The sequence below is a fragment of the Acinetobacter sp. COS3 genome (genome assembly GCF_000475335.1).
GTDB lineage: Bacteria > Pseudomonadota > Gammaproteobacteria > Pseudomonadales > Moraxellaceae > Acinetobacter > Acinetobacter venetianus.
Window position 1 is genome coordinate 38,996 of the sequence record NZ_AXCD01000080.1, and the last position, 23,402, is coordinate 62,397.

Sequence of the window (23,402 nt, forward strand, 5' to 3'; positions counted from 1 at the left end):
GTCTAACACAATTTAAAATAGTGAAGCATTATGAATCATTCATTTAAGTGGCAAGGTCGAAATGATGGTGAGGGTGAAGCTCACTTACGCCTACATCAAGTGGTCAATACAAGCCAGCATCCTTCATATGCATTGATTGGCTTTAGTTCGGATGAAGGGGTAAAGCGTAACAAAGGGCGAATCGGTGCGGCAGATGCGCCTGATATGATTCGTGCACAACTCGCTAATCTTCCAGTTCATCAGTCGATTAGTATTGCTGATCTGGGCACAGTAGTTTGTGATCAGGGTAAATTAGAACAAGCTCAAGCTGAATTAGCTGATTGCGTAGAAAGAACGCTGCAACAAGGCATTAAACCTGTGGTGTTAGGTGGTGGTCATGAAGTTGCATTTGGAAGTTTCTCAGGATTGTTTCAATATATTCGTAACAACGAGCCAAATGCAAAAATTGGAATTATCAACTTTGATGCGCATTTTGATTTACGTGAAGCTGAACAAGTTACTTCAGGCACACCATTCTTAAACGCTGCAAAATTGTCCGAACAACATCAGCAAGATTTTCATTATTTATGTATCGGTGTAGCAAAACATTCAAACACAAAAGTGCTGTTTGAAACCGCTGATCGACTGAATTGCGAATATATATACGATCAGCAACTTCACTTACTAAATATTGATCATTTGAACAAAAAAATTAACAGTTTTATAGAAAAAATCGACCACTTATACATTACAGTAGATATGGATGTATTTAGTGCCTGCATTGCTCCCGGTGTCAGTGCGCCAGCGGTCAAAGGAATTGATCTAACAGTCTTTGAACCATTGTTACAAGCCATTAAGAAAACAGGAAAAATTCGTGTTTTTGATGTGGCTGAATGCAATCCACGGTTTGATTTGGACAATCGTACAGCCAAATTAGCCGCGTATATTATTTTTAATTACTTATTCGATTGATGGATCGGCTGCGTTGATCCATCAATTTTAGTTTTATAAGGATAGACAATGTCTAATTTATCTTATGTCTCCCAAAATGACGGTCCATGGCAAACTTACCTCGAACAAATCGATCGTGTTGCGCCATATTTAGATGATCTCAAAGACTACATTGACACACTGAAACGTCCTAAGCGTGCTTTAATCGTTGACGTGCCAATCGTAATGGATGATGGTTCGATTCGTCATTTTGAAGGTTATCGTGTTCAGCACAACTTATCTCGTGGTCCGGGTAAAGGCGGTATTCGCTACCATCCAGATGTGGATTTAAATGAAGTTATGGCGCTTTCTGCGTGGATGACGATTAAAACTGCTGTTGTAAACTTACCATTTGGTGGTGCTAAAGGCGGTATTCGTGTTGACCCTCGTCAACTTTCTCCTCGTGAGTTAGAACGTTTAACACGTCGTTATACTAGTGAAATTGGTCATATTATTGGCCCTCAAAAAGATATTCCAGCTCCAGACGTAGGTACAAATCCAAACGTAATGGGTTGGATCATGGATACTTATTCATCTGGTCAAGGTCACACTGTGACTGGAGTTGTAACTGGTAAGCCAGTTCATTTAGGTGGTTCTTTAGGCCGTATCAAAGCGACTGGTCGTGGTGTATTTATCACGGGTCAACAAGTTGCTGAAAAAATTAAATTGCCTTTAGAAGGTGCTAAGGTTGCAGTTCAAGGTTTTGGTAACGTAGGTAGTGAGGCAGCTTATTTATTTGCTGATTCAAAATCTAAAATCGTTGCGATCCAAGATCATACGGGTACGATTTCAAACCCTGAAGGCATTGATGTAGCTGCATTGAAAAACTATCTTGAAAGCAATCCTGGTGTTGGTGGATTTGCTGGTGCGCAAGCAATCAGTGATGAAGCATTCTGGGATGTGGAGATGGATATCTTAATTCCAGCTGCATTAGAAGGTCAGATTACTGTAGAACGTGCTCAAAAACTAACTGCGAAGTTAGTCCTTGAGGGTGCAAATGGTCCAACTTATCCTGAAGCTGACGATATTTTAGTTCAACGTGGTGTAACGATTGTTCCAGACGTAATCTGTAATGCTGGCGGTGTAACTGTATCTTACTTCGAGTGGGTACAAGATATGTCGAGCTACTTCTGGTCTGAAGAAGAAATTAACGAAAGACTTGATAAGCTGATGATCCAAGCGATCAATGACGTATGGCACACTTCAAGTGAAAAAGCTTGTACGTTAAGAACCGCAGCCTTCATTTTAGGTTGTGAGCGTATCTTAAAAGCGCGTAAAGAACGTGGTATTTTCCCAGGTTAATTGATTTAATCTGAACACGATTCGGCGACCTTAAAACCAGTGTTTTAAGGTCGTTTTTATTTTTAATCAAGGAAAAAATCTTTCTGTAGATTAGTATTTCCCTCAATACAAGCATAATCTTCAAAATCAGTGATACCGACTCTAGATAATGCTTGTTCATCAGTCAAACTATGTCCACTAAGCTCACCTTTTACAGTTGTGTAAATTGTATAGGCTGCATCAGCCATGATTTCAGGTTTACGACTGACGTGTTGTGTATTTTCCTCACCTAAATTCTTTGATACAGCTGCCGTTGCAATATAGGTTTCTGGCCATAAGGTATTACAAGAAATCCCATATTGGCGAAATTCCTCAGCCATGCCTAAAGTAAGAATCGTCATTCCATATTTAGACAGTGCATAAGGGGATAACATACCTAACCATTTGGGTGACATATTTACGGGTGGAGATAGACTAAGAATATGTGGATTTTCCGATTGTTTTAAAAAGGGCAAAGCCGCTTGCACACAAATGAATGTCGCGCGATGGTTAATATTCTGAATTAGATCATATTGTTTTAACGAAGTTGATTCGATACCAGTGAGTGCAATTGCACCTGCATTATTGATGAGTACGTCAATACCACCGAAAGTTGATGCTGCTTGTTGGATGGCGAGCTGAACTTGTTGTTCATCACGCACATCTAAAATTAAAGGAAGTGCTTTGCCACCTGCCGCTTCGATTTCCTCAGCAACACTATAAATTGTTCCAGATAGCTTCGCCGTTTCCACTGCTGTTTTAGCCGCGATCACAACATTTGCTCCCGCTTGAGCAGCTTTTAGGGCAATCGCTCTGCCAATTCCACGGCTCCCACCTGTAATAAAAACTGTTCTTCCTTGCATATTTTTCATCATCATTCCTCATTGTATTTTTATAAAAAAGCGAATTAAATCATAAATGGATGTGCATACTTTTCTTGATCAAAAATTTGGCGTTGTTTTGCTATCTGTACAAGACGATGACGTAGCTGTGTTTTGATCACAGCATAAGTTAAACGATGCTTTTGTGCCATTTCCTCAGCAAATCTCAAGGTTTCTGCTTGTAATGATTCAATGGGGTGAATTTGACTGACAACTTGAGATTGTAAACATTCAAGACCCGTCATGGTTTTACTGGTTAGTGCCATTTCCCATGTTGCATGACGATTTGGCAGCAATTGCACGATTTTAGCAACCGTATCGGTGAATGGAATAGTGAGGTTGACCTCTGGGAAGCAGAAACGACCTTTATCTGCGCGCATAAATCTAAAATCACATGCTGAAGCCAAGATTGCGCCACCAGCATAGGCATTACCGTTGATTTCAGCAATCACAGGTAAATTGAGCAGCGCTAGTCGAAGCAACATATTTTCAAGTTGAACTGTAAAGGCTTTTTTCTCTTCGATTGATTGCTGCATGAGCCAAGCCAAATCTAAACCATTGCAAAAAGTCTTGGCGTGATCACTTCGAATAATGAGGCTAGCATTATTTTGATTACTTTCGATTTCATCAAAAATTTCTAGATATTCTTCTAAGACTACTTTATTCAATGCATTTTCATGATCACCATTCTGTAAGGTCAAAAGGTAAACGGATTGTTGTTTATCGAGAGACATGGTTGCCATTTCAGCAACTCCTATGAGCTTATATTCATCATTTACTGACTGATTATTTCGAATATAAGACTCGCGCAATAGGTGAGACTATGCCATATTAATGATCATTTTAGGACATGAGCAACTTTATGCGTGATCCTTTTGGACTATTCCAAGAAACGATTTCAGTGTCATATGCGCATATATTATTAGAAATTACACATGAGTATGACATTGACTATCAAACTGTTTTACAAGATACAGGTCTTGTTTTCTCAGAAATGAAACAGACTGATGCCAAGATGAGTGCACATCAATGGTCTAAATTGGTAGTTAATGCATTACAACTCACGGATAATCATCGTCTTGGAATTGAATATGGGCAGAAGTTGCGCCCAACTTCTCATGGTGCGTTAGGCTTTGCTTTTCTAAGTTGTGCTGATGTTGAAACCGCTTTGAACTTATGCCAACAGTATTTCTGTACACGCATTCAAAATTTTGTACCCGAATGGCGAGTTGAAGAGGACTTTGTCTATGTCTATTTAGATGATGTTCATCCTGTAAAATTAGGCAATGAACAACAATCAGCTCAATTAAGAGCTTTTCTCATTGAAAGTTTAATTTTTGGAGCAATTCATTTTCTAGCTTTATTTTCACAAGAACTAGCCGAAGAGTGTGATGTGTATTTAGATTGGCTACAATCACAAGATTATATCGCTATTTCATTAGCATCTATTTCTCTGAATTTTAATCAAAAACGTAATGGTTTTAGATTCCCAAAAAAATATCTGCATTGTAAAAATCAAAATGCTGATCAAATGTCTTTTCAGCAGGCACTTTTATACTGTGAAAATGATAAAGGCAAGTTGATTAAGGAAACGCATCGAGACCTACAAAAAAGTATTCGTTTAGAGTTACTCTACAATGCAAGCAATGGTTATCCAACATTACCGATGATCGCTGAACGTTTGAATATGTCTGAAAGAACGATCAAAAGACATTTGCAAGCTCAAGGAACAAGCTTTCTTCAGATATTATCTGAAGTACGATTTAGCGAAGCAAAAAAGCTATTACAACAACAGCAACATAGTATTCAGGATATTGCAGGAATTGTGGGCTATGAAGAAGCTACCAACTTTATTCGTGCCTTTAAAAAGAATTTTGGAGAGACACCAAGTCAATATCGGAAAAGGTTTTTATTACAATGAATTGATATTATTTTTAAGGCTGTTTAAATAGTAATAAGTGAGTTGAATGTAGTCTGGTCGAACCCCCATCTTGTTTCAGTATAAACCTGCGGTTCGTTCTACCTTACGATACGTTGTTTCTCGTTCGGCAAAAGTAAGCAAAACCATTGTCATCCACAAAACCTATTTAATTTTTCACCTACTTTAACTTTGTTGATAAACACGATCTTTTTAATCGCTCGCAGCTTTGGGATGACGTTTCGGTGGATCAAAATTTAAGTATCATTCAAAGAAATTAGTTTCATTCATCTGACATAGAATGCTGAATCGTTTGAATAAACAATTCCAGCGAATGCTTAATCTGCTCGCTCCATTCAAAAGAACAATTCATACGAATATAGTGCTGATGTGACGGCAAGACATTAAAAAGAGGACTAGGCGCAACACCTACTTGCTGTTGAATCAATTTTTCATAGACTTGCATACTACTGACTCTTTCAGGAAGTTGAATCCATAGGAAATAACCACTTGGATAATTATAAACTTGGCAATCAGCAGGTAAATGTTGTTTCAGGTAATTAAAAAATTGTTTCTTATTCTTCTCCAAAGCGCGTCTTAATACTCTTAAATGCTTTTCATAATGATGATGCGCTAAAAACTCAACCAGCACGTTTTGAATCAATGCATTTGCAGAAATCGTGCTCATGAGCTGTAGGTGTTGAATATGTTCAGAAAATTTACCCGCATAAACCCAACCAATACGAAAGCCAGAGCCCAAAGTTTTAGAAAATGATGAGCAGTGCAGTACTAAATTTTGCTGATCGTAATATTTCATTGGCAATGGTTTTTTAGAGCTATAAAACAATTCTTCATAGACATCATCTTCAATTAAATGGATTTGATGTTCATGTAAAAGTTTTGCGATTTTATATTTCATTTCATCGCTGACGGTAAAGCCGATTGGATTATGTGCATTCAACATGAACCAGCATACTTTGATCGGATAAGTTTTTATAACCTGCTCAAAAGCTTCAAGATCAAAACCATGTTGAGGATGTTCAGGAATGGTAATAACTTTCAAACCTAAGCGTTCTGCAGCCTGCCATGCGCCATAAAAAATGGTCTGTTGTAATAAAATATAATCGCCCGGCTGCGTAATTGCTTGTAATGAAAGATTAAGTGCATCTAAGCCGCCTGATGTGATCACAATGTCATCAGCATCGGTCGGAATTCCTTGCATACAATAACGTTGGGCAATCAGCTTTCTTAATTCAAGATTGCCAGGTGGCAGATTGGTGGTCTGATCATAACTATGTCTATTTCGAGACAGTTGTCCCATGATTTGAATTAATTTGGGTGGATAGAGTAATTGGCTATCAGGAAAAGCAGAGCCTAAAGGAACAATCTGTTTTGGCTGAATCGATTTGAGATATTTAAATACAAGTGAGTTAATTTCAATTTTAGGGTTCAAAGAAACCACAGAATAAGCTTGTGGGATTTGAGAAGCCGTTTGTTCAGCAACGAAATAACCCGATTTTTCTTTAGAGTAAATAAGACCTTGAGACTCTAACTCTTGATAAGCATTCATCACGGTAATTAAGCTAAAACCTGAACGTTGCACTTGCTCTCGAAGAGAAGGCAATTTCGTATGTGGTTGCCATGTACCATTTTCAATGAGTAACTTCAGGTTTTGCGCTAGCTGTTCTGATTTATACATAAAATTTGGAGTCTAAACCTAATCTGTAGTTGTTAGATTTCATAAATAATTATTATTTTATAACAGATTTTTGGTGAGTCATGCATCTGTTATATTTTTTTAGTGTAACTCTGTAGCTATTCAATAACTTTCCAGACGCTCAAAATAACAGCATGAACTCAGAGCATGATTTGAAGGTTTTCATGCTCTAGAAATGATGATTTAGGTTGAATGGTGTATCACAATGTTTATCACGAAAGAACTCAATTCGATCATACAACTGTTCAATGGTGTAGCACCATCGCAAGCTGTACAAGAGCAGTTGCAGTTTGAGTATGTAAATCTTGAAGCGACATTGTTACGAGCAAAGGTGCTGAGGGATTTTTCTAAAGATCAGCTTGTATATATTGCTCAAGCGAAAATCGATGAAAATGATAATAATCTTGGTTATTTATTTGCGCCATTTATCATTGCCAATCTAAATCAACCTGTGATCTATAGCACGCCTGTTTCAAGGTCTGTTTTAAGCATTTTGAATCAATATTATCAGGCTGAGAAAAATCTAAACCTGAGAATAGAAGAGGTGATTCAGAGTTTAAAACTTCATATTGATTTGGTTGATCAAGTAAACACCGAGCAAGACTTTTTATTTAATCGTTTGATTAAAGCACTTTGTCGAGCAGATGTTTCACAGATTTTTTTAATCACGCATTTAACTTTGGATATACAGCAACTGAAACAGTTACAGAAATATTTGAATGTTGAAATCTTTGTTATTAAAGCAGATCGATCTGAGAACCTAATTCAAGATGAAATGATTCATCTCAGAAAACTATTGTTCAAGAACAAAGATGAGATGCACAAAGAGGTGTGCGGTTTGTATTCAAATTTAAACGCAAATTTGGTCTCTCAAACTGGAAATTTTAATCATTCACAAGCCAAGCATTTGATCGAAGATATGTTTTATTCAGAGCATATCTTTGAAAAATTGTCGGTTTATGCCGAGTACCTACAAACGCGTATTCAAAATGGCGCAAGTTATAAAGCCTTATCCATTGCCTGAATTGAATAACTGAATTTTGTATATTTTAGGAGTAAAGCTCATGCCACAAGAGCAATCAAAATTTCCATATTTAGCAGTTGGCATCAGTATCTTGTTAGGTTGTTTGTTTCTCGTTTTTTTCTTTCTCGCTATCAGTCATCAACCTGATTATATGCCTTCGCAACAGCAGAAACAGACTACTGTAGAGGTTAAAAATTCAACTCAATAAGCCTGTCGAAGTTTTAGATCAGTTTCTCTCTTACTGGCAATCTGAGCGCTTGCCAGTAATTTTTTTATACTAAAAATTAGTATCGTCTTGGTGATTTTCCTGTCCAGCGTTTAAAGGCTCGTGAAAAATTTTTGGTATTGGTGTATCCGAGGTGATTGGCAATATTTTCAAGAGATAAGCTAGGGTTCTTGATCAGTTGGATGGCTTTTTCACAACGGATTTTGTCCACTAATTCTCGAAAATTTGTACCTTCACTTTCTAACTTTCGTTGTAAGGAACGCTCAGAGATTCCGATTTTTTTTAAAATGTCAGATAGAGGACTGATGCCCATTGCCTCGTCATAGATGAGATCTTGTATTGAGCTACTAAAGCTATTTTGTCTTAATAACTTACGCAATTGAGACTTACATTCTTCTCGTGATAAGCGCTCTGCAATTGCATCTGCATGGAGTAATGGAAAATCTAAAATTTCTTTATTAAATTCTAAGCGCGTCATTGGACGATTAAATCTGACCTCGCCCGGAATTAAGGGAAGTAATTTATCAAAATAATCTGGTTTACTAAATTGTACGTCCGCTAACCCGCTTAACTCTTGTCCTGAAATGCTTTTTCCCATCTGTGCAAATCCAAGCAATAAAGCAATTTGGATGACTTCGTCTAAATAATAACTCTCAGTTTGTTCGAAGATGATTGCAGCATGATCATCAAAAACTTCGAGCTTTATTTTATGAATGCTAGATTGAAGTGAAATAAACTCTTGAGCAATATTCAGTGCTTGTGTGACATTCCCTGCGAGCATTGCAGTCATACCCATTAACCCATGACAGGTAATTGTCATTTGCATACCTAAATAAAACCCAAACTCTAAATTTGGAACTTTTGTTAAATCTAATGCACGTTTCAATATACTCATGACGATTTTGGCATCAGCACGCCACAACGGTTGTAGTAATTGATCCGTATTAAGACCTGATCCAGCTAATAATTCTTCTGCTGAAATATTCCAACGAGAGACCACATCGACCATTAATGCGATATATGTTCCGGGAACAGTCTTCTCAATTTTTGTATTTATTGCCATAAAAACCCATGTCGGAAAATGATACTAAAATGGCTTATTCAGAACTATTACAACATTTTCTTTTATTGAAAAATAGCCATGTCAGCAAAGTCTACTTGACTTTAATCAACGTAAATTACTGCCGTGATGCAGAAAAATACATTCCAAATATTGCTAGGGTGGGGAATGAAAAAAGGAATTTTGATTACCGCGATAACAATTTTTTCAACAACTGTACAAGCCAAAGTCGATGTTTGTGTATTTGATCTGCTCGGTAAATCAGGTGAGGCTTATAAATCAGTAGAAGAATGGGCACTTGCTGCAAAAGCTTGGAATGCAGACTTAAATTTAATTCCTTATCAAGATGAAGCCAAAGCACAAAATGATTTTGATACAGGCAGGTGCGATGGTGTTGCGATGACATCTATGCGCGCAAGAAAATACAACAAGTTTGCTGGTTCGATTGATGCATTGGGAGCAGTGACAAATAATTCTATTGCACAAAAAGCGATTACCTATGCTTTAGATCCTCGTAATAAGCACCGTTTGGTAACTAAATTAAATGGTGATGAATTTGAGGTCGCTGCAATTGCTCAAATTGGTCTAGCGTATGTTTATGTGCGCGATAAAACGATTAATACAATTGAAAAGGGTAAGGGCAAAAAGTTCGCTTATTTACATTACGATCAAGCACAAAAAATGATTGTAGAGCGTTTGGAGTTGGTTGGTGTCCCATCAGAGATTTCGGACTTTGCTAAGAAATTTAATAATGGCCAAGTCGATGTGATTGCAGCCCCAGCTTATGCCTATAAACCCTTAGAGATTTCCAAAGGTTTAGGAACGAATGGGGCAATATTTGATTTTCCTGTAATTAACTTAACCGCTGACATCATTATCCGACCTAATAAATTTCCTAAAGGTTTTGGACTGAAATCACGGGCATGGGCAATTAAGCAGCTTCCAAAGAATTTTTCCACGATTGCACGTTTAGAAGCGGATATTCCTGCGAAATATAAACAAGCTCTTTCTTCTGAAGATAGACATCGTTACCAAAAGATGATGCGAGATGGTCGCATTGAACTTACACAACTTGGTGTGTATGACCCTGTCATGATGAGGGTTTTAAAACGTGCGCGATGTGCTGTAGAACGAACCAATTTTGAATGTTCTTTAAGCGGAGAGTGAGCAATGTCATATCCAGTTAAAAGATATTTTCAAGAAGTTAGAAATTTATTAGGTTACAAGTTGAGATCAATATGAACGCACAAACGCAACACCACAAATTGGTTGCACGATCTGTAAAATTTGATTTTTCAAATTCACCAGTACAGTGGATTCCAAATGATCCTATATGCTCACATTTAATTAATGGGATTAACCTAATTTTGCCTGCGGGAGAGTTCTGGTTTTGTCGTGTTTACAATAAGACTCTCCCATATTTGAATAATTCGATATTGATGGATGATGTCAAAGGATTCATTCGACAGGAAGCGGCCCATGCTCGTGCTCATCAAACTGCTCAAGAATTCCTGAAGCAACATGATTATGATCTAGCAACTTCTTTTAAAAAAATTAACTGGATTTTCACGATTTTGTTAGGTGAGCGCCCACTAGGCATTAAAGCATTAGAAAAGAAGTCTTTAGAGCATTTCTGGTTAGTCACTAGGGTAGGTGTAGTTGCTGCGATTGAGCACTTTACTGGTGTGCTTGGACAGTGGTGTATGGACAATACCTCGTGGGATAAAGCAGACCCAGTGATTGCTGATATGTTCCGTTGGCATTTAGCTGAAGAAGTAGAACATCGCTGTGTTGCATTTGATCTATTTAAAGAAATGATACCGAATCCTGTCTTATTTTATCTTTATCGTCAGTTTTTGATGATGCTTGTTTTTCCTATTTTTATTTACATGCTAGCCGATATCGCGCGTGATTTAGGCAAACAAGATCCAGATATAAAGATACAAAAAATTTTTAATCGCAACTTTTTCAGATTATTACCGATTTATCAGAAACAAGCGAAAGCAACAGACAATGCTCCGACATTAACGTTTATCACGAAAGCAATTGTTCGTTGGATTTCTCCAAACTTTCATCCTGAAACTGAAGGAAATACACAACAGGCTTTAGATTATTTAGCGCGTTCCCCAGCTGTTCAAGCAATCAGATAAAGGTGTTTTCTTTATTAAGAATAAACACGGTGATTTATCTGTGTGAGTTTAAAAATGATCTAGATGATCATTTTTAATTAAAAAAAGTTTTAACTATTGAATGTATAAAAACAAACATTATGTTTGTGAAAGGAAGTAAAAATGAAAAAAATGGCTTTTACGCTCGCAACGACTTCAATTTTAGCTATATCTGCTTCAACTCAAGCGGCAGTAGATGTATGTGTGTTTGACTTATTAGGCAAGTCAGGCGAAGCATATAAAGGAATGCAAGACTGGGCTTTAGCCGCAAAAGGTTGGGGCGCAGATATAAATCTCGTGGCACTTACAGATGAACAGGTTGCTGACAATAATTTTAAAGCAGGTAAATGTGATGCAGTTGCAATGACCTCTATGCGCGCACGACCATATAATAAGTTTGTTGGATCAATTGATTCTTTAGGTGGTGTTCCGAGTGATGAAATTGCAAAACGAGCGATTACATTTGTTTCCGATCCACGTAATGCGGCGAAAATGACAACCAATCTTAGCGGGAATAAATATGAAGTTGCAGGTATTTCTCCTCTAGGTTCTGCATTCATTTTTGTTCGTGACAAAAGCATCAATTCAATCGAAAAAGCAGCAGGTAAAAAATTTGCTGTATTAGGTTATGACGATGCTCAAAAATTAATAGTTCAGCGCGTAGGTGCTCAAGCTGTACTTTCAGATATTTCGAATTTCGCTGCCAAGTTTAATAATGGTCAGGTCGATATGATTGGTGCGCCAGCATATGCTTATAAACCATTAGAGTTAAGTAAGGGTTTAGGCACAAATGGGGTGATGTATAATTTTCCTGTATTACAAGTGACAGCAAATCTTGTTTTACGTCCTGAGAAATTCCCAGCAGGTTTTGGGCAGAAATCTCGAGATTGGTTTGTCAAACAACTACCTAAAACTTTTGCTACTATCAAAAAGCTAGAAGCTGAAATTCCTGCAAAATATAAAATGAATTTAACAGCAGAAGATAAACTCAAATATCAAAAAATGATGCGTGATGGACGTATTGAGTTAACACAACGTGGGATCTACGATGCCAGTATGATGAGTGTTTTAAAGAAAGCTCGTTGTTCAGTCGATAAAGCCAATTTTGAATGTTCTTTGTCGGGTGAATAGTAGAATTTTAATGAACTGTTTTTAAGCAGATGAATCAATTTTTTACATAGCATAATGAACGAAAAATTTATGATAAAAGCTTAGTTTAACTAGGCTTTTTTCTATTTTATAGATGAATGATCACACAAAACAAAAATAGAAAATAACCTCATTTCATGTTAAGTGTAATAACCATAGACACAAATGACAGCTCAGATGAGGGCGATTCCATGGATAATTCGGAACAGACCATAAATACGCAAGAAAATAATGGCTACGCTCGAATTGAGCCATATACTCAACCAGCTGGTGGATGGGGCGCATTGCTGAGTGTCGCTCGAAACCTTAAACGGCAAGATATCTTAAAAAAGGGTTCTATTACCTTACTGAATATTAATCAACCAACAGGCTTTGACTGTCCAGGTTGCGCATGGCCTGAGAAAAAAGATGCGCATGCATTTAATTTCTGTGAAAACGGAGCTAAAGCAGTCGCATTTGAAGCAACAAGTAAAACAGTTACACCTGAGTTTTTTGCCGAACATACAGTAAGTTGGCTCGCTGAACAAAGTGACTTTTATTTGGAAGACCTCGGACGTTTGACCGATCCGATGCGCTATGACGCTGCGACAGATAAATATGTTCCGATTTCTTGGGATGAAGCATTTCAGCTGATTGCAAAACATTTACAAGCTTTAGATCATCCTGATCAAGCTGCTTTTTACACTTCTGGTCGCGCAAGTAATGAAGCTGCATTTTTATACCAGCTATTTGTTAGAAGTTTTGGAACCAACAATTTTCCTGACTGCTCGAATATGTGCCATGAAACGACCAGTGTCGGTTTAAAAGATTCGATTGGTTTAGGTAAAGGCACAGTTATTCTCGATGATTTTGACGAAGCCGATGCTATTTTTAGCTTTGGCCATAATCCCGGAACAAATCATCCTCGAATGCTTGCAACACTGAGAGAAGTATCTAAACGTGGTGGCAATATTATTGCAATTAACCCAATTAAAGAGCGTGGTTTAGAACGATTCCAAGACCCTCAAGCGCCTTTAGAAATGATGACGAATGGTAGTACGCCAATCAGCCGTTATTATTTTCAACCGAAAATTGGTGGAGATTATGCATTACTGTTTGGCGTAATGAAACATTTGTTGGAATGGGATAAAAAAGCCATTGCGAAAGGCAAAACAAGCGTATTTGATCGAAGTTTTATCGAGATGAATACAGTTGGCTTTGATGAAATGCTTGCTGAAATTGATCGTACAGAATGGTCAAAAATTCATAAGTACACAGGATTGTCACCCGAACATTTAGAATCGATTGCCAAAATGTTCCTCGACTCTAAAAAAGCGATTTTCTGTTGGGGAATGGGAATTACTCAACATCGTCATGGAACAGCCAATATCCATATGCTCGCAAATCTGTTGTTAGCTAGAGGACATATTGGTCGTCCGGGTGCTGGTTTATGTCCAGTTCGTGGTCATAGTAATGTTCAAGGTGATCGAACCATGGGCATTAACGAAAATCCTAGTGAGCAAATGTTAGATAGTATTGATCGTGTATTCGGCATTAAATCACCTCGTAAACATGGTCATGGTGTCGTTGATACGATTAAAGCGATGTATGAGGGCGATGTTAAGGTCTTTATTGGGCTAGGTGGTAACTTTGCGGTTGCCACACCTGATACGCCTTATACGCAAGAGGCATTGCGTCGTTGTTCTTTGACGACACATATTACAACTAAACTTAATCGAAGCCATTTGGTCTGTGGTCAAGATGCCTTGATGTTGCCTTGTTTAGGTCGTACTGAAATTGATATGCAAGTTCATGGTCCGCAAGCGATTTCGGTTGAGGACTCGATGAGTAACGTGCATTTATCGGCAGGGCGCAATCCTCCAATTTCTGAAAATATTTTGTCCGAGCCTGATATTGTTGCACGTATGGCAGAAGCGGCATTACCTGAAACAAATGTCAAATGGCGTTGGTATATCGAAAGTTATGATCGTATTCGTGACTCTATTGCCGATGTTTTTGACGAGTTCCATGATTTTAATCAGCGCGTATATCAACCGGGTGGTTTTCATCTAGAACATCCTGCAAATCAGCACGTTTGGCATACGCCAAGTGGTAAAGCACAATTCTTGATTACGCCAATAGATGAAGTCTACGAAGATCAAGAAAATCAATATGCTGCGGCATATAGTGAACAGAAAGTTTATACCTTAATGACTACGCGCTCACATGATCAGTACAACACCACTTTATATGGTTTAGATGATCGTTATAGAGGTGTATTTGGGCAGCGCCGTGTATTGTTCATGAACCAAACAGATATTGATGAAGCTGGATTTGTAGCAGATCAGTGGGTTGATATTGAGAGTGTATTCTCTGATGGTGTGAAGCGAATTGTGCATAGTTTCCGTATTGTGCCATACAACATTCCTCAAGGAAGCTTAGCGGCATATTATCCTGAAACAAACCCACTGGTTGCTTTAGGTAGCCATGATAAATATGCAAAAATTCCTGCTTCGAAAAGTGTTCCTGTGATTCTGCACGCAGGTAAAGCACCTGAACATTTTAATTTGGCTGTAGCAGTTGATCCTGAACATGCCAATGAGCGAGTGAGTAATACATAGAACTATTCAGGTAAATAATTGAATAGATTGGATGTAAATTTTAGAGGTCAATGTGGATACACAAACACTGGGCTATGAAACGATGCAAGTGCATCGTTTCCATCGAGATATCTCTGAAAATGAATTGGATTATATTGTTCAAGAATATCCTGTTGCACTGATCTATAACGGTATTTCACATGCTGTCATGATGGCAACGCCATCTGATATAGAGGTATTTGCGAAAGGTTTTAGTCTGTCAGAAGGTATTTTAACGAACCTAAACGAGCTTTACTCACTTGAAATCAGTCAGAATGAACTGGGTGTACAAGTCGATATGACGATTGCATCGCGTGCATTTACAGCTTTGAAAGAACATCGTCGAATGATGGTGGGCAGAACTGGGTGCGGATTATGTGGTATAGAAAGTCTGAAACAACTTTATACAAACCTACCAACTGTAAATACTACAGTGCCTTCTAAATGGTTGGGTCAAATTCCAGATGCAATCGCGCAGTTAAAAGTACGACAAAAAATCAGTGAATTAACAGGTGGTGCGCATGCTGCCGCTTGGGTGGTCAAAGGACAAATTATTGCTTTATTTGAAGATGTTGGTCGTCATAATGCATTAGATAAACTGCTTGGTTACTTAGCTGAGCAAAAATTAAATGTTGCAGATGGATTTGTGGTGATGACCAGCCGTGCCAGTTATGAGCTGATCCGAAAATGTGCACAATACAATATTGGTCTATTGGCAACTATTTCTGCGCCAACCAGCATGGCAATTGAAATGGCTAAAAAATTAAATTTGACTTTGGCTAGTTTTTGCCGTGGAGATAGTTTCGTTATTTACACCGAATAATAGTAAAAATTTGTGATTATCTTGCTAACTTATTCTGTGACTTGTGTAGGATAGGTTATTAATTTTTATCCTATTCTTAACATTTATGAATACAACATTAAGACCACAGCCAGTGATTAATAATCTTTCTGGTGAAAATGCTTTATTTATTGTTCTCGGAATTCAAGATCAGGCAGATACTTCTGAAATTATTGACTTTTTAGCGAACTTTTCAGCATTGGTCAGAAGTTTGACCAATCGTTTTCCAAATGGAAATTTTAGTGCGTCCGTGGGGATTGGTTCAAAAGCGTGGGATCTTCTATTTCCAAGTTTGAATAAACCTAAAGAGTTGTATGAATTTCAGGAAATCAAAGGTGAGAAGCACACAGCCGTAGCAACTGCGGGTGATTTATTCTTTCATATACGTGCCAATCAAATGGCGATTTGTTTTGAACTTGCTTCTATTTTGCATGATCAACTCAAAGAAACGACGTTTCCAATTAGTGAAACCAAAGGCTTTAGGTACTTTGATGGTCGCGCAATTCTTGGTTTTGTTGATGGAACTGAAAACCCTGAGCATGAAATTGCCAAAGAAATTGCCTATGTTGGACAAGAGGATGCTGAGTTCCTCGGTGGTAGTTATGTTTTTATCCAGAAATATTTACATAACATGGAAATGTGGAAAAGCTTAACTACTGAACAACAGGAAAAAGTCATTGGTCGTAAGAAGTATGATGATGTTGAATTAGGTGATGATGTTAAGCCACAGAATGCACACAACGTAGTTAGCAAAGCACATGATGCAGAGGGCAATGAGCTAAAAATTCTTAGAGCCAATATGCCATTCTCTAATCCAACGGAAGGTGAGTATGGCACTTTCTTTATTGGTTATTCTCGTTCATTTAACATCACGAAAACTATGCTTGAGAATATGTTTCTTGGTAAAGAAAATGGTCACGTTGACCGTATCCTTGATTTCAGTACTGCTGTTTCAGGGAGTTTATTCTTTGTTCCAACATTCGATTTTCTTGAAGATTTAGGCGAGTAAATTTGATCCGTTGAAATAATTAAAGTTGTTTCAGCGGAAATATATTTATTGGTTAGTCATACATTGCTGTAACTTGGTACGGAATTGATTAGGAATACGATCTGATTTTTGAGTACTAAAATCAAAATAGACCTGAACGGCTTTGCCGCGTGCAACGCAATGATCATTTTGCCATGCTTCATGTGCAACGACGAAAGATGAATTTCCGATGTGTTCAATCCATGTTTTGATTTCGATGTTTGCGCCATAATAGATTTGAGCAACAAAATCGACTTCAACTCGTGCAAGAATCAAAGGCAGATTTTTAATTTCCATACTTGGGTTAAATAATCGGAAAATCGGTTCTCGTGCTGTTTCAAACCAACCTGTAATCACAGTATTGTTGATATGTCCGAAAGCATCTGTTTCATAGAATCTTGGCGTAATTGAAAGGCTAAACATTGTTTTTTACTCTGTTATACATGTGTTAAGGTCGTTTCTCTTTCAGCTTTAGCAAGTTCTGTTTCGATGTAGCTGATGATCATTGTACTTAACCCTTTCACCATTTCATCGAAGCTAATTTGTGGATTTGGTAAGATTAAATGACGCGCGACATTGAAAATACTACTATTAATACTGATATATGCTGTCACGCTGAGGTTATTCACTTTTAAATAACGTGGATGACGAATCATATATTTCATTAATACTTCCATCAGCGCCATTTCAATCTGACCAATGTATTTTTCGTATTTCAACTCTGTCGCGTAACGCAGACAAATCAGATAACGATCATCATCGCGTGTGAGTAAGTCTCTGAATGTATAAAAGATCATTTGAAACAATGGTTCTAGTTCTTGCTCAATGATAATTGGGGTAAGCTCTTTCACCATATCCAAGACTTCTTTGACAAAGGTTTTTGCCATAGCGTCATATATTTCTTCTTTATTTTTAAAATACTCATATAGCGAGCCAACACTCACTCCAGCTATATCAGCAATGTGTCTTGTGGTTGTGCCGCTAGTACCGTTAGTTGCAACTGCAATAAAGCCAGCTTCAATAATCGTATCTACAGTCACTTTTGAACGTGACTGACGTGGTTTTCGAGTTGCCATAATATCTTATTATTAAAATCCGAACATAACGTCAGATTAACATAACCGTCATAAGCATGAAAGATAGGCTTAAATAATCCGAACAAATAAAATTACATGTTTTTTATTTTATGAGATTTAACTGTAATGAATCTGTGTAAACCAATTAAAATTTAAGGTCTATAAATTACGAAAAATAAAATTTAAATTTAATAATATATTGATATTTATTAATTAAATATATTTTTTATATGGGCTTTTTATCTGATAAAAATCATAAAAAGTTATTTCAATAAAATTAAAAGATGACTGTTTAAGCGAAGAATTTACCCGAATTGAATCCGAACATAAGATCGGTTTACATTGGTTTTAGTGAAGAGTTAGGTTCACAAAAATCTCCCGAATATTTTTTCGTAACTTAGCAAGTTATTGAGTTAGACGAAAAGAGATAATCCTGAACCAAATGTAAAAGGGCAAATGACGCTCAAGTGAAGTAGGTAGGTGTAGCCATGGTTACTAGCACATTAAAGAAAGGTTTAAGTTTATTTAAATCTAACCCAATAACTGAGCAAATTGATTTTGCGAGTAAAAAAAGTATTCCAATTCGTCACTTAGCAATCGGATTTGATGGCAAACAAATTGATCTTTCATTCTATATGAACAACCAGTTTGCTACGATTTTTTTCGCGACACTTTCAGTATTTTTGACATACGGCGAAGACTTAGTTATTGAGACAGCACGTCATCATCGCGATATGTTGAAAGATCCAATTTTAAAGCAGCGTGTAACATCATTAATTGGTCAAGAAGCAATTCATTCAAAATTGCACAATGAATTTAATGATGCAATTGTTGATCTTGATTATCCAGTTAGGTTGTATCGCTTCCTTGGCGAACAATTTTTCGATCATATTTTCCTAAGATTTCCTCAACCGCTAAAACTTTCACTCATGGCTGGGATTGAACATTTTACTGCCGTTTTAGCCGAATACATGATGGCGCATGAGCAGAACTTCTATTTTTCTGATGACGCTAAAACTCGTGCTTTGTGGATGTGGCATATGTTGGAAGAGTCGGAGCATAAAGATGTGGCGTATGACGTTTATCAAACTTTAAACGGTAATTATGCATTACGTGTGGGAGGTTTCTTCCTTGCATATTTCACCATTCTTGGCTTGATTCCATTCTCCGCAACGATGGTTCCTTTACTACGTAAACCACAAGAATTGTTTACACCAAAATTCTGGCGTGACGCACGTCGTGGCGTAAAGCTTATTTTTAGTCCGAAAGACGGTGTATTTGGTAGTACGCAAGGTCGAATTTTTGACTATTTACGTCCTGATTTCCATCCAAATGATCATGATGCAACTGAGTATTTTGAATACTACGAGAAAAAGTTGTTGTCTGAAGGTGGTGCGTTACATCCATTCTTTGTTAAAGAATTTACGCCAAAAGTCCAAGCGGCTTGATTTCTAGTACATTTTTAATCGTTAGTGTGCAATGAAATTTAATCATTTGAATTGGCAAAAGTGTTCATGACTTTATGAGCAATTTGGTTCTTGTTGGTCATATTTTGTTAGCGCACTATGCGGTGAGATTACTTAGAAGAATTCAATTTGAAATGACTTTTGATAAGTATTCATAAGCCCGTGATCTAACGTGATTTTCAGCATCGAATTGTTAAAGTTTCAGAAATCATCTTATAGACAATTTTACGATTCAAATTGATTTGCTGTGCATCGATTTTACTTTTTACTCTCAGTGGGGATCAAACCATGGTCGCTCAAGTTTTACGAAATGTTTTCTCAGACAAATTGAGTACTAAATATCAGGGAATTATTCAAAATTTTGCGAATAAGTCTCCGATACCGATTCGCCATTTTGATTTTAAATTTAATCCAGATGAATTGGATGAGAGGTTCTTTTTAAATAAAGAATTAGCGACATCATACTTTCATGCATTGTCTATTTTTCTGACTTTTGGTGAAGATGTTGTTATTGAAACCGCGCGCCATCATCGTGAGTTTATCCAAGATCCGATTTTGAAACAAAGACTGACTTCGCTGATCGGGCAGGAAGCAATTCACTCCAAAATCCATAATCAATTCAATGATGAAGTATTGAAAGAAAATGGTTATCCAGTGGATTTACTTCGTGCGATTGCAGATAAGGTGTTTGAGTACGGAATTTATAAGTTACCAAATGCTATGCAGCTGTCATTGATGGCAGGTATCGAACATTACACGGCTGTTTTAGCTGAGTTCATGATGCAACATGAAGATTACTTGCTGGGTTCACAAGATGAAAGACAGCGTGCGATGTGGATGTGGCACATGTTGGAAGAGTCTGAACATAAAGATATTGCCTATGATGTGTTTTTAGAGCTGTCAGGTGACTACTGGGTTCGAATCACAGGTTTCTTATTAGCAAGTTTAACCATTTTAGGCGGGGTGTCTTTAGGTGGTTATTTGATGCCATTTGTTCGTAAACCAAGCAATTTAATCAATCCTCGCTACATGAAAGATATTGTTGAAAGTACAGCTTTACTTTTCGGTAGTAAGCGTGGGGTATTCGGCAGTAGTTTCATGCATATTCTTGAATATCTACGTCCTAGTTTCCATCCAAATGACCATGATACGACAGCGTATATGGAATATTACAAAGAGCGCTTATTAAATCCTGAGACAGGTTTATTAAGCCCTTATTTCCTTAAAGAGTTTGTGCCACCTGTTCGTGCAGCATCTGCATAACTTGGTCAATGTAAATACAAGATTGTTGGAAAACAAATATGAGATTATTTGGTAAAAAAATAAAGCCTAGCCAAAATGCTTTTGCAGTAGTGACAGGTGCGGGTAGTGGCATTGGTCGTAGTTTTGCACTTGAATTGGCAAAACGTGGTGGCACAGTTGTTTGTTCTGATATTGATTTAGACGCCGCAAAAGAAACAGTGGCTTTGATTGAGGAACTTGGTGCAAAGGCATTCGCAGTCAAATGCGATGTGGGCAATGCTAAGCAAGTTGAGAAACTCGCTGAGCAAGCTGAACAGTTGATGCAACATCCTACGACGCTAGTGATTAATAATGCGGGTGTCGGTCTCGGTGGCAAGTTTGATGAAATGACATTAGACGATTGGAAATGGGTCGCGAATGTAAACCTATGGGGAGTTGTCCATGGTTGTCACTATTTTGTACCTAAATTTAAGCAACTAGGTCGAGGTGCAATTATCAATGTAGCATCTGCCGCATCGTATACCGCAGCGCCTGAAATGACGGCTTATAACGTGACGAAAGCTGGTGTTCGTGCTCTATCAGAAACACTTTCAGCTGAACTGAGAAAACATAACATCAAAGTAAATGTGTTGTGCCCAACCTTAGTTCCAACCAACATTATTAAAAATGGCAAAGTTCCACATAAAGGTCTTTTGGATTATGCATTGACCAATCTGGCATTCACGACGAGCGATAAAGTAGCAAAACTTACTTTAGATCGTTTGGACAAAGATCAGCTTTATACCATTCCGCAAATCGATGCCAAGTTGTTCTGGTTAATGAAGCGTACAGCGCCAAATTTATACGCAAAATTCTTAGGTACATCATACCGATTAATGAAATAGCCTAACCAAATGTAAAATCTCTATCGAGTTTTGATACGCGTAATGTTCATCCGCAACCTGCATGGTATCAAAAAGATAATAAGGTTTTATATTCAAGAAAGTATTAAATAAATGAAAGTGGTGAACAGGTTTTGCGGATGAAAATGGTTTTGCCTATTTTTCCCGAAAGAAAAGTAGGTCGAGCCGAAGGCTAATGATGAAATTTAGATGAGAATTCGGTAAGACACCGTTATTGACATCTGTTTTTAGATGAAAGGATATTTTGAAATGACAGCTCAAGCAAAAAAATTAGATTCAGCTGAAGGAAAGGCTTTACCATCACATATCTACGATACATTCATCGTAGGTGCAGGTATCTCTGGTATTGCAACGGCGATTCGTTTAGATCAAGTGGGTTATACCAACTATAAGATCATTGAAAAAGCAACGCGCGTAGGTGGTACATGGCGTGAAAACACTTATCCAGGTTGTGGATGTGATGTACCTTCAGCACTGTATTCATATTCATTTGCACCGAGTGCGAAATGGAGTCACTTATTTGCACGTCAGCCTGAAATTCTAAGCTACTTAGAAGAAGTAAGTGAAAACTTTGGTGTCAGTTCAAAAATTGAATTTGGTACGGAATTACTGAATGCTGCTTGGGATAATGAGCGTAATCTATGGGTCATGGACACGAGCAAAGGTCAATTCTTAGCGCGTACTGCAATTTTCGCCACAGGCCCAATCACTGAAGCTCAAATCCCTAAATTGGAAGGTTTAGAGACGTTTAAAGGTGAAATGTTCCATTCAGCGAAATGGAACCATGATTACGATTTAACAGGTAAGCGTATTGCCGTTATTGGCACAGGTGCATCAGCAATCCAGTTTGTACCTCAAATTCAGCCAAAAGCAAAAGAGCTTTACGTATTCCAGCGTACTGCGCCTTGGGTTGTACCAAAGCCTGATACTGATTTAGGTGATGTGAGTAAGGCACTTATTGAGAAATTCCCGCTCATTCAAAAAACATGGCGCAAAACAGTTGCCCAATCACTAAATGCAATTAACTTCGGTTTACGTAACCCAGCTGTATTAAAACCAGTGGGCGAACTTGCAAAATTGATTTTACGCTTCCAAATTGAAGATGCTGAATTACGTAAAAATGTAACGCCAAACTTTACCATTGGTTGTAAGCGTTTATTATTCGCTAACAACTATTACCCAGCATTACAACAACCCAATACTAAGCTCATTCCTCACGGTTTGGTCAAAGTTGAAGGAAATACAGTTGTTTCTGCAAATGGCGAACGTCACGAAGTAGATGTGATTATTTGGGGTACAGGTTTTGAGGTATCGCATCCACCTATTGGTAAGCGTGTTCAAAACGAGAAAGGCGAAATCTTAAATGATTTATGGAAAAATAGTTCTCCAGAAGCATATTTAGGTACGAGTATCGAGAATGTACCGAATGGATTCTTGATATTAGGGCCAAACGTGCTTGTTTATGATTCATTCATTGGTTTAGCAGAAGCACAACTTGATTATATTGTTGATGGATTACTCAAAATCAAAGAGAAGGGTATTGCTAAGTTAAATATCAAGCCGGAAGTGATCAAGAAGCATAATGATTTAGTACAAAAACATCTGAAAACGACTGTATTTAATGCAGGCGGTTGTAAGAGCTATTACTTGGATGCAAATGGTCGTAACTTTGCAGCTTGGCCGTGGTCATTAAAAGCATTGAAAAAGCGTTTAAAACGTATGGACTTAAATGATTATCAAGTGACGTACCAAACTGAAAAAACAAAATAATAAGTCATTTATCAAATGATTAAAGGGC

At 37.6% G+C, this 23,402-nt stretch carries 21 protein-coding genes; 15 read left to right on the forward strand and 6 right to left on the reverse strand.

Features of this window, described 5'->3' with window-relative positions; translation table 11 throughout:
• The first annotated feature begins 30 nt into the window (after window positions 1-30).
• Entirely contained in the window at window positions 31-951 is a 921-nt protein-coding gene (gene hutG, locus IO68_RS33270) for a formimidoylglutamase (RefSeq protein ID WP_004880250.1), read from the forward strand.
• Window positions 952-999: 48 nt separating this feature from the next.
• Window positions 1,000-2,271 carry a Glu/Leu/Phe/Val family dehydrogenase gene (locus IO68_RS33275; RefSeq protein ID WP_023014385.1) on the forward strand — a complete coding sequence of 424 codons (1,272 nt, stop codon included), beginning with the start codon at window positions 1,000-1,002 and terminating at the stop codon, window positions 2,269-2,271.
• Between the two features lie 62 nt (window positions 2,272-2,333).
• Here IO68_RS33275 and IO68_RS33280 read toward each other — a convergent pair whose 3' ends face one another.
• Window positions 2,334-3,161 carry an SDR family oxidoreductase gene (locus IO68_RS33280; protein ID WP_031234955.1) on the reverse strand — a complete coding sequence of 276 codons (828 nt, stop codon included), beginning with the start codon at window positions 3,159-3,161 and terminating at the stop codon, window positions 2,334-2,336.
• A 35-nt stretch (window positions 3,162-3,196) separates the two neighbouring features.
• A complete protein-coding gene (locus IO68_RS33285; protein ID WP_023014387.1) occupies window positions 3,197-3,913 on the reverse strand; it encodes an enoyl-CoA hydratase/isomerase family protein in 717 nt (238 codons plus the stop codon).
• Window positions 3,914-4,032: 119 nt separating this feature from the next.
• Here IO68_RS33285 and IO68_RS33290 point away from each other — a divergent pair, with 119 nt between their 5' ends.
• Window positions 4,033-5,091, forward strand: coding sequence for an AraC family transcriptional regulator (locus tag IO68_RS33290; protein ID WP_023014388.1), 1,059 nt, complete (start codon window positions 4,033-4,035; stop codon window positions 5,089-5,091).
• Between the two features lie 280 nt (window positions 5,092-5,371).
• On the opposite strand, the gene IO68_RS33295 is transcribed toward IO68_RS33290, so the two are convergent.
• Complete coding sequence (locus tag IO68_RS33295; protein ID WP_023014389.1) at window positions 5,372-6,787, reverse strand: PLP-dependent aminotransferase family protein; 1,416 nt, start codon at window positions 6,785-6,787, stop codon at window positions 5,372-5,374.
• Between the two features lie 223 nt (window positions 6,788-7,010).
• On the opposite strand from IO68_RS33295, the gene IO68_RS33300 reads away from it, so the two are divergent.
• Entirely contained in the window at window positions 7,011-7,829 is an 819-nt protein-coding gene (locus IO68_RS33300) for a hypothetical protein (protein ID WP_023014390.1), read from the forward strand.
• Between the two features lie 40 nt (window positions 7,830-7,869).
• The gene (locus IO68_RS33975; RefSeq protein WP_023014391.1) at window positions 7,870-8,037 is read left to right on the forward strand and encodes a cbb3-type cytochrome oxidase assembly protein; all 168 of its coding nucleotides are present in this window, start codon (window positions 7,870-7,872) and stop codon (window positions 8,035-8,037) included.
• A 76-nt stretch (window positions 8,038-8,113) separates the two neighbouring features.
• Here the strand turns inward: IO68_RS33975 and IO68_RS33305 are convergent, their stop codons facing one another.
• The gene (locus IO68_RS33305) at window positions 8,114-9,118 is read right to left on the reverse strand and encodes a helix-turn-helix domain-containing protein (RefSeq protein WP_031234956.1); all 1,005 of its coding nucleotides are present in this window, start codon (window positions 9,116-9,118) and stop codon (window positions 8,114-8,116) included.
• A gap of 165 nt (window positions 9,119-9,283) precedes the next feature.
• On the opposite strand from IO68_RS33305, the gene IO68_RS33310 reads away from it, so the two are divergent.
• The 6 genes from IO68_RS33310 (at window position 9,284) to IO68_RS33335 (ending at window position 16,900) form a co-directional block, all read left to right on the forward strand.
• The gene (locus IO68_RS33310) at window positions 9,284-10,282 is read left to right on the forward strand and encodes a putative solute-binding protein (protein WP_023014393.1); all 999 of its coding nucleotides are present in this window, start codon (window positions 9,284-9,286) and stop codon (window positions 10,280-10,282) included.
• A gap of 71 nt (window positions 10,283-10,353) precedes the next feature.
• Window positions 10,354-11,265 (forward strand): metal-dependent hydrolase, encoded by a 912-nt coding sequence (locus IO68_RS33315; RefSeq protein ID WP_023014394.1) that lies wholly within the window; start codon window positions 10,354-10,356, stop codon window positions 11,263-11,265.
• Window positions 11,266-11,406: 141 nt separating this feature from the next.
• A complete protein-coding gene (locus tag IO68_RS33320; RefSeq protein ID WP_023014395.1) occupies window positions 11,407-12,414 on the forward strand; it encodes a putative solute-binding protein in 1,008 nt (335 codons plus the stop codon).
• 209 nt (window positions 12,415-12,623) lie between these two features.
• Window positions 12,624-15,032, forward strand: a complete 2,409-nt coding sequence (locus IO68_RS33325; protein ID WP_023014396.1) for an FdhF/YdeP family oxidoreductase — start codon at window positions 12,624-12,626, stop codon at window positions 15,030-15,032.
• Window positions 15,033-15,084: 52 nt separating this feature from the next.
• Window positions 15,085-15,873, forward strand: coding sequence for a formate dehydrogenase accessory sulfurtransferase FdhD (gene fdhD, locus IO68_RS33330; protein ID WP_023014397.1), 789 nt, complete (start codon window positions 15,085-15,087; stop codon window positions 15,871-15,873).
• 85 nt (window positions 15,874-15,958) lie between these two features.
• Window positions 15,959-16,900, forward strand: a complete 942-nt coding sequence (locus IO68_RS33335) for a Dyp-type peroxidase (protein WP_023014398.1) — start codon at window positions 15,959-15,961, stop codon at window positions 16,898-16,900.
• A 45-nt stretch (window positions 16,901-16,945) separates the two neighbouring features.
• On the opposite strand, the gene IO68_RS33340 is transcribed toward IO68_RS33335, so the two are convergent.
• Together IO68_RS33340 and IO68_RS33345 are read right to left on the reverse strand one after the other, a co-directional pair.
• Window positions 16,946-17,341, reverse strand: a complete 396-nt coding sequence (locus IO68_RS33340; protein ID WP_023014399.1) for an acyl-CoA thioesterase — start codon at window positions 17,339-17,341, stop codon at window positions 16,946-16,948.
• 14 nt (window positions 17,342-17,355) lie between these two features.
• Window positions 17,356-17,994, reverse strand: a complete 639-nt coding sequence (locus tag IO68_RS33345) for a TetR/AcrR family transcriptional regulator (RefSeq protein WP_004880214.1) — start codon at window positions 17,992-17,994, stop codon at window positions 17,356-17,358.
• Between the two features lie 488 nt (window positions 17,995-18,482).
• On the opposite strand from IO68_RS33345, the gene IO68_RS33350 reads away from it, so the two are divergent.
• From IO68_RS33350 to IO68_RS33365, 4 genes are all read left to right on the forward strand, one after another.
• Window positions 18,483-19,442, forward strand: a complete 960-nt coding sequence (locus IO68_RS33350; RefSeq protein ID WP_023014400.1) for a metal-dependent hydrolase — start codon at window positions 18,483-18,485, stop codon at window positions 19,440-19,442.
• Between the two features lie 306 nt (window positions 19,443-19,748).
• A complete protein-coding gene (locus IO68_RS33355) occupies window positions 19,749-20,723 on the forward strand; it encodes a metal-dependent hydrolase (protein ID WP_004880208.1) in 975 nt (324 codons plus the stop codon).
• 38 nt (window positions 20,724-20,761) lie between these two features.
• A complete protein-coding gene (locus tag IO68_RS33360; protein ID WP_004880207.1) occupies window positions 20,762-21,586 on the forward strand; it encodes an SDR family NAD(P)-dependent oxidoreductase in 825 nt (274 codons plus the stop codon).
• Window positions 21,587-21,853: 267 nt separating this feature from the next.
• On the forward strand, window positions 21,854-23,374 hold the full coding sequence (locus IO68_RS33365) for a flavin-containing monooxygenase (RefSeq protein WP_023014401.1): 1,521 nt from the start codon (window positions 21,854-21,856) through the stop codon (window positions 23,372-23,374).
• The last annotated feature ends 28 nt before the right edge of the window (window positions 23,375-23,402 follow it).

Bases quoted from the DNA above. Each gene is read 5' to 3' on its own strand.
- IO68_RS33345 (WP_004880214.1), bottom strand. From the start codon at position 17,994: ATGGCAACTCGAAAACCACGTCAGTCACGTTCAAAAGTGACTGTAGAT.
- IO68_RS33975 (WP_023014391.1), top strand. From the start codon at position 7,870: ATGCCACAAGAGCAATCAAAATTTCCATATTTAGCAGTTGGCATCAGT.
- IO68_RS33285 (WP_023014387.1), bottom strand. From the start codon at position 3,913: ATGGCAACCATGTCTCTCGATAAACAACAATCCGTTTACCTTTTGACC.
- IO68_RS33315 (WP_023014394.1), top strand. From the start codon at position 10,354: ATGAACGCACAAACGCAACACCACAAATTGGTTGCACGATCTGTAAAA.
- IO68_RS33305 (WP_031234956.1), bottom strand. From the start codon at position 9,118: ATGGCAATAAATACAAAAATTGAGAAGACTGTTCCCGGAACATATATC.
- IO68_RS33275 (WP_023014385.1), top strand. From the start codon at position 1,000: ATGTCTAATTTATCTTATGTCTCCCAAAATGACGGTCCATGGCAAACT.
- IO68_RS33280 (WP_031234955.1), bottom strand. From the start codon at position 3,161: ATGAAAAATATGCAAGGAAGAACAGTTTTTATTACAGGTGGGAGCCGT.
- IO68_RS33365 (WP_023014401.1), top strand. From the start codon at position 21,854: ATGACAGCTCAAGCAAAAAAATTAGATTCAGCTGAAGGAAAGGCTTTA.
- IO68_RS33290 (WP_023014388.1), top strand. From the start codon at position 4,033: ATGCGTGATCCTTTTGGACTATTCCAAGAAACGATTTCAGTGTCATAT.
- IO68_RS33300 (WP_023014390.1), top strand. From the start codon at position 7,011: ATGTTTATCACGAAAGAACTCAATTCGATCATACAACTGTTCAATGGT.
- IO68_RS33325 (WP_023014396.1), top strand. From the start codon at position 12,624: ATGGATAATTCGGAACAGACCATAAATACGCAAGAAAATAATGGCTAC.
- IO68_RS33335 (WP_023014398.1), top strand. From the start codon at position 15,959: ATGAATACAACATTAAGACCACAGCCAGTGATTAATAATCTTTCTGGT.
- IO68_RS33295 (WP_023014389.1), bottom strand. From the start codon at position 6,787: ATGTATAAATCAGAACAGCTAGCGCAAAACCTGAAGTTACTCATTGAA.
- hutG (WP_004880250.1), top strand. From the start codon at position 31: ATGAATCATTCATTTAAGTGGCAAGGTCGAAATGATGGTGAGGGTGAA.
- IO68_RS33320 (WP_023014395.1), top strand. From the start codon at position 11,407: ATGAAAAAAATGGCTTTTACGCTCGCAACGACTTCAATTTTAGCTATA.
- IO68_RS33355 (WP_004880208.1), top strand. From the start codon at position 19,749: ATGGTCGCTCAAGTTTTACGAAATGTTTTCTCAGACAAATTGAGTACT.
- IO68_RS33340 (WP_023014399.1), bottom strand. From the start codon at position 17,341: ATGTTTAGCCTTTCAATTACGCCAAGATTCTATGAAACAGATGCTTTC.
- IO68_RS33310 (WP_023014393.1), top strand. From the start codon at position 9,284: ATGAAAAAAGGAATTTTGATTACCGCGATAACAATTTTTTCAACAACT.
- IO68_RS33360 (WP_004880207.1), top strand. From the start codon at position 20,762: ATGAGATTATTTGGTAAAAAAATAAAGCCTAGCCAAAATGCTTTTGCA.
- IO68_RS33350 (WP_023014400.1), top strand. From the start codon at position 18,483: ATGGTTACTAGCACATTAAAGAAAGGTTTAAGTTTATTTAAATCTAAC.